Raw genomic sequence first — 5,789 nt, forward strand, 5'->3', positions numbered from 1 at the left:
ACGTTTGTGCAGACCGGCCTCTACGCGCGTACGCGCCACCCCGCGTACGGTGGACTCCTGATCATGGCGGTGGGATGGGCGCTGTGGCGGGGGAGCGGCCTGCACCTGGTGCTGACCGCGGTGCTTACACTCTACATACATGCCAAAGCGCGCCGAGAAGAAGCGTATCTGATGGAACTCTTCCCCGGCTACAGGGAGCACCGCGCGCGTACGAAGCACATGATTCCAGGGATCTACTAGAGGAAAGCTCCGACTACCGCAGCAGATCGTAGTCGGGGAGATCCCGCCGTCCCAGCAGCGCCAGTCGGGTGAAGACCTGGCCCCTGTGATACTGCTCATGGGTCACGACGTGCCAGACGATCTCCTCAACGCTGGCGGTCTGCTCCGGATCCCAGGGAAAGGCCCTGCGGGAACCGCGCGCCTTGGGTGTGAGTGCGGACAGCCACGCCATGGTCGCTTCCCGCTGCGGCCTCCATACGGCAAGGATGCTGTCGAGATCGCCGAACGACGCCGGATCGAGGCGCGTGCGCCGACCCCCGAGCACGACATGGCATATCCAGAAGGTCTCGGCTCCGACCATGTGCACCAGCACATCGCGGATCGGCTTCATCCCATCCCCGGGCGGCGCCGTCAGTTCGTCCCAGGTATGCGGCCGGCACAGATCGGTCAGCTCGACCGGTAGTCTCGCGAATCCGTCGGCAATGCGTGGAGGTAGCATCGCTGCACGCCGGCCGGACCGCGGGGTCACATCTCGGGGGGCCATCTACGTCCCGGGCGGCCGCAGCCGTGGATCCAGCAGGTCCCTCAGCGCATCACCCACCAGATTGAATCCCAGCACTGTCAGCATTATTGCGATGCCCGGGAAGGTGGCGATCCACCAGGCCTGCAGCATGAATTCCCGCCCGCTCGAAAGCATCCCTCCCCAGTCCGGAGTAGGCGGCTGTACGCCCAGGCCCAGAAACGACAGGCCGGCCGATGCAAGGATGGCTCCGCCCACGCTCAGCGTCGCCTGCACGATCACCGGCGCGGTGGCGTTGGGGAAGACGTGGCGGGTCACGACTCGGCCTGCGCCGGCGCCCATGGCGCGGGCCGCCTCCACGTAGTCCTGCGCCCGGATCACCAGCGCAGCACCGCGCACCACGCGGGCAAATGCGGGGATGCCCACGATCCCCACAGCCACGATGGCATTGCGCAGCCCGGGTCCCAGCGCCCCGACTATGGCGATCGCGAGCAGGATCGCCGGAAACGCCAGTAGGACGTCCATGACCCGCATCACGATGACGTCCAGCCGACCGCCGGCGTAACCGCTTATCAAACCCAGAGGCACGCCGATTCCCGCTGCGATCCCCACCGCCAGAAATCCCACCACCAGGGAAATGCGGCCTCCGAAGACGATGCGCGTCATCAGGTCGCGGCCGAACTCGTCGGTGCCCAGCCAGTGGGCCCACGATGGCGCCTGCAGGGCCTGCTCCCACACCTGGGCAGAGGGGGCGTAGCGCGTGACCCATGGCGCCAGCACGGCCGCCGCCGCAATCCCGGTCAGCACAAGCATGCCGACCACCGCCGACCTGTACCGGAGGAGGTGGCGAAGCCGCATCCGCCACCGCAGGCGGTGCATCGGGATTGCGCCTTCCCCGCTAGTCATGCCGGCTAGTCATAGCGAATGCGCGGATCCAACATGGCATAGAGCAGGTCCACCGCGAGGTTGATGAGCACGAACGCGATGGCGGTGAAGAGAATCGTCCCCTGGACAAGCGGTGCGTCGCGGCTGTAGATCGCGCCCACCGCCAGGCGCCCCAGGCCCGGCCATGCGAAAACGGTCTCGGTGAGCACCGCGCCTCCGAGCAGCCCGCCGAGCTGCAGCCCGACCACCGTTACGATCGGGATGAGCGCGCTGCGCAGCGCGTGGCGCAGCAGCACGATCCGGCCTGAGAGGCCCTTGGCGCGCGCCGTGCGGATGTAGTCCTGCCCCAGGACCTCCAGCAAACTGCTGCGCGTCATGCGCGCGATGAGCGCCGACGACGCCAGCCCCAGCGTCACCGCCGGCAGCACCAGGTGCTTCCAAGTCCCGAACCCCGAGGCAGGCAGCCAGCCCAGCGCCAGCGCGAACACCAGCATCAGCAGCAGGCCCAACCAAAACACCGGCAGCGATACCCCCATGAGCGCCAGGAGCATCGCCGCGTGGTCCACGGCGCTGCCGCGGTACGCGGCGGAGAGCACGCCGGCGGGAATGCCGATCGCCAGCGCGATCCCCAGACTCGCGACCGTCACAACAAGGGTGAAGGGAGCGCGGGCCAGCACCTCGTCGAGGACCGGCGCGCCTGTCCGCAGCGACCGCCCCAGATCGCCCTGGGCCGCGCGCCACACGAAGCGGCCGTACTGCACGGGCAGGGGAGCATCGAGCCCCAGGGTTGAGCGGAGTCGGGCGATCTCTTCCTGTGATGCACCCTGCCCGAGTTCCCCCAGCAGGACGCGTACCGGATCGCCCGGCGCCAGGTGGAGCGTGATGAACGCCACCAGCGTGACGCCGAGCATCACCGGAACGAGCAGGCTCAGGCGCTGGAAGAGGTAGCGCCCCATAATGGGATCAGGCCGTCACTTTCGCCGTGCCGCCGTTACCGCTGCACCGTCGCCTTGCGCAGCTCCAGGTTGATCCACGAGAACGGCGCCGTCGTGTGCTGAATGCCGCTGCGAACCGCGTAGGTCGACAGCGGGTAATAAAGGAAGATCATCGGCGCGTCCCGGACTATCAGTGTCTGCGCCCGCCGGTAGATCTGCTCGCGCCGCCCCTGGTCTGCTATGGCGCGGCCCTCATCGAGAAGGCGGTCAACCTCAGGGCTCTTGTAGCGCGAGTAGTTGGGGTTGGGCGCCTGCGACGAGTGAAACAGCGAGTAGAGGGTGTAGTCCGCGTCGAGAGTGACCGTTCCCCACCGCATGCCGTACATCTCGAACTCCCCACGATCGAGCCGAGAGAGCCAGGTCCCGAACTCCACCACTTCCACCTCGACCTGGAAGCCCAGCGGCTGGAGACTCGCCTGAATCGCCTGGGCGACCCGCCGCCATTCGGCGCTCTCGAAGATGACGAGGCGCGGCCGCAGGCCCGGACGAACGCCGGCCTCGGCCAGCAACGCGCGCGCCCGGTCGAGATCGTACTCGTACCCCGGCAGGTCGGGGTTCGCGCCGAACACAACCGGGGAGAGAGGTCCGTTCGCCTGCGTGGCCAGGTCTTTCAGGAAGAATGTGATTAGACCGGCCACCCTTACCGCGTGGCCGACGGCCCGGCGCACGCGCACGTCATTGAACGGCGCGCGCTCCATGTGGAACCCGATGTAGTTGGCGCTGAAGCTGGGCTCCTTGTAAACGACCAGGCGCGGGTTGCGCTCAAGGCGCGCAACCGAATCGGCGGGCATGTTGAAGATCAGGTCCACGCCGCCCGACTCGAGCTCAACGATCTGCGTGGACGACTCCGGGATCGGCCGCATGATCACGCGGGCGATCTGAGGCGGACCTCCCCAGTAGTCGTCGTTGCGCACCATGGTGATCCGGTCGCGGGCCACCCAAGAATCAAACTTGAACGGGCCGGTCCCAACCGGATTGCGCACGAAGTCGGCGCCGAACCGGCCTACGGCCGTCGGGCTGATCACGGAGGTGGAGGGATGCGTCAGGTGGTTGAGCAACGCCGCGAACGGAAACCGCGTCGTTATCTGCACGGTGTCGTCGGCGATCGCCTTGGCCCCTTCCACCATGCTCAGCACGAAGTAGGCCCGGGCCCGTGACTGCGGATTGATGAAGCGATCAATGCTGAACCTGACCGCCTCCGCGTTGAACGGGGTCCCATCGTGGAACTTGACCCCGCGGCGGAGCTTGAACTCCCAGGTGCGATCTCCAACCGGCCGCCAGGAAGTGGCCAGCCGCGGTTCGAGCCCCCGCGCGGTGCGCACCAGAAGCGTCTCGAAGATCTGGTTGATCACGAGGAACGACGGGCCGTCGTTGGTCCGGTGGGGATCCAGCGCGGTCGCATCGGACTGCATCGCGACCGTGATGGTCTCTCCCGGCGCCGGGGCGCCCAGCCCGCTCCTACCGCTCCCCGTCACCAGTACGAGAAGAACCACCAAGCCTGCAAGCATCCGTCTAATCATGTGTACCATCCTCCGTTGTGTGCGAACTTCCAAGGGCACCGACACGGCACCTTGTCCCTGCATAATAGGCCGCACGGCCATCCCGCGCAACGACACAGGTCAGGCCGGCGGCTGTTCTTATGCTCTTACCGCCCCTCCGAGCGCATGTTCTCTTTGAACCAGTTGATGAGCTGCCGCTGCGCGAGGATCTCAGGTTGGGAACCGACCTCGCGTACGGCGTCCTCGGCCTCCGCGGCAGACAGCCCGAGCGCCAGGAGGACACAGGTGGCGAACGTGCCGGTTCGACCGATGCCCGCGTGACAGTGCACAAGAACCCGCTCCCCCTCTTGAATGCGAGAGGCCGTTGAAGAGACAAACTCGGCAAACGCGCGCCGGTCTTCGGGAACGCCGAAATCGGGTATCGAGAACGCTTCTCGATTAGATGGGAGACGCCCCTCTTCAATCGCCTGCGCGTAAGATGGAGAAGCGGCCTCGATCTCCGCAGGAGGAACAAGGCAGACGATCCGATCAATGCCGAGGCGTGCTGCCTCTGCGAAAGATGCCTCGAGAGGTTCGTAGCGCCCGGGCATGCTGTGGAGGTATAGCCGGCCGGCAACGGCCTCCGGGAGTTGGACCCTGCGAAAGAGTTTCCGGTCGCCCATCGTAACGCCCCCTACGTGGTCTGTCGCGTGACGTCAGAGGACACTCATGCCCGGTTCTTGTCCGGCGCCAGCGCCGCCACCTCGTCGGCCTCTGCCGCCGATAGCTCCCACTCGGCCGCCCGAACGTTCGCCTCCACCTGACCGGGCTTCGTCACGCCCGTAATCACCGTGGAGACCGCGGGCCGCGCGAGCAGCCAGGCCACGGCCAGCTCCGCAACGGTGTGACCCCGCTCCTTCGCCCATGCCTCCAGCGCGCGGGCGATCGCGAAGTTGCGCGCGGTCGCAAAGCGCTGCTCGAACCGCTCGCTCTGGTATCCGCGGGTCCCCTCCGGAGCCGGCTCCCCCTCGCGGTACTTCCCGGTCAGCACGCCCCCTCCCAGCGGGAAGTACGGAATCACACCGATCCCGAAGGCCTGACACGCCGGAAGCAGTTCGGCCTCGACGCCGCGCGCCAGCAGACTGTACTCGGGCTGCACCGAGACGAACGGCGCCCACCCGCGCCGGTCACTGATCCAGAGCGACCACACGAGTTGCCAGGCGGCGAAGTTGGAGCAGCCAATGTAGCGGACCTTGCCCTGGCGCACCAGATCCTCGAGGGCGCGCAAACTCTCCTCGATGGGCGCTTCGACATCCCACTCGTGGAGCTGCAGCAGGTCAATGTACTCCACGTTCAACCGGCGCAGACTGGCGTGGACCCCGTCTGTGATGTGCGCACGCGAAGACCCGCGCTCGTTGGGCCCTTCGCCCATGGCGTTGAAGACCTTGGTGGCGATGATGGCCTCTCCGCGCCGGCCGCCCAGCGCGCGGCCCAGATGTTCTTCGGAGACGCCACTGCTGTAGATGTCGGCCGTATCGAAGAAGTTCACGCCGAGGCCGAGGGCGGTGTCCACAATGCGCGCCGTCCCCTCGGCGTCCACGAACCGCCCGAAGGTGTTGCCGCCCAATCCCAACACGGACACTTTGAGCCCGGAGTTGCCGAGACGACGGTATCGCATCCCATCCCCCTTTG

The 5,789-nt window shown here is 66.8% G+C and carries 7 protein-coding genes; 1 reads left to right on the forward strand and 6 read right to left on the reverse strand.

Going from position 1 to position 5,789, the window contains the following annotated elements; genetic code table 11:
• Nucleotides 1–240 (forward strand): isoprenylcysteine carboxylmethyltransferase family protein (locus FJX73_12560; protein MBM3471601.1); only part of this gene is annotated, 240 nt, incomplete at its 5' end.
• A gap of 13 nt (nt 241–253) precedes the next feature.
• Here the strand turns inward: FJX73_12560 and FJX73_12565 are convergent.
• The 6 genes from FJX73_12565 to FJX73_12590 are packed head-to-tail and all read right to left on the reverse strand — an operon-like array spanning nt 254 to nt 5,775.
• Nucleotides 254–763 (reverse strand): DUF664 domain-containing protein, encoded by a 510-nt coding sequence (locus tag FJX73_12565; GenBank protein MBM3471602.1) that lies wholly within the window; start codon nt 761–763, stop codon nt 254–256.
• The gene (locus tag FJX73_12570) at nt 764–1,645 is read right to left on the reverse strand and encodes an ABC transporter permease (protein MBM3471603.1); all 882 of its coding nucleotides are present in this window, start codon (nt 1,643–1,645) and stop codon (nt 764–766) included.
• Nucleotides 1,646–1,650: 5 nt separating this feature from the next.
• Complete coding sequence (locus FJX73_12575; GenBank protein MBM3471604.1) at nt 1,651–2,580, reverse strand: ABC transporter permease; 930 nt, start codon at nt 2,578–2,580, stop codon at nt 1,651–1,653.
• A gap of 35 nt (nt 2,581–2,615) precedes the next feature.
• A complete protein-coding gene (locus FJX73_12580; protein MBM3471605.1) occupies nt 2,616–4,220 on the reverse strand; it encodes a glutathione ABC transporter substrate-binding protein in 1,605 nt (534 codons plus the stop codon).
• A gap of 44 nt (nt 4,221–4,264) precedes the next feature.
• Nucleotides 4,265–4,780: a phosphatase gene (locus FJX73_12585; GenBank protein ID MBM3471606.1), complete on the reverse strand. Its 516-nt coding sequence runs from the start codon at nt 4,778–4,780 to the stop codon at nt 4,265–4,267.
• A 44-nt stretch (nt 4,781–4,824) separates the two neighbouring features.
• Entirely contained in the window at nt 4,825–5,775 is a 951-nt protein-coding gene (locus FJX73_12590; GenBank protein MBM3471607.1) for an aldo/keto reductase, read from the reverse strand.
• Nucleotides 5,776–5,789: the final 14 nt, after the last annotated feature.

This window comes from Armatimonadota bacterium (assembly GCA_016869025.1).
In the GTDB taxonomy this organism is placed as follows: domain Bacteria; phylum Sysuimicrobiota; class Sysuimicrobiia; order Sysuimicrobiales; family Humicultoraceae; genus VGFA01.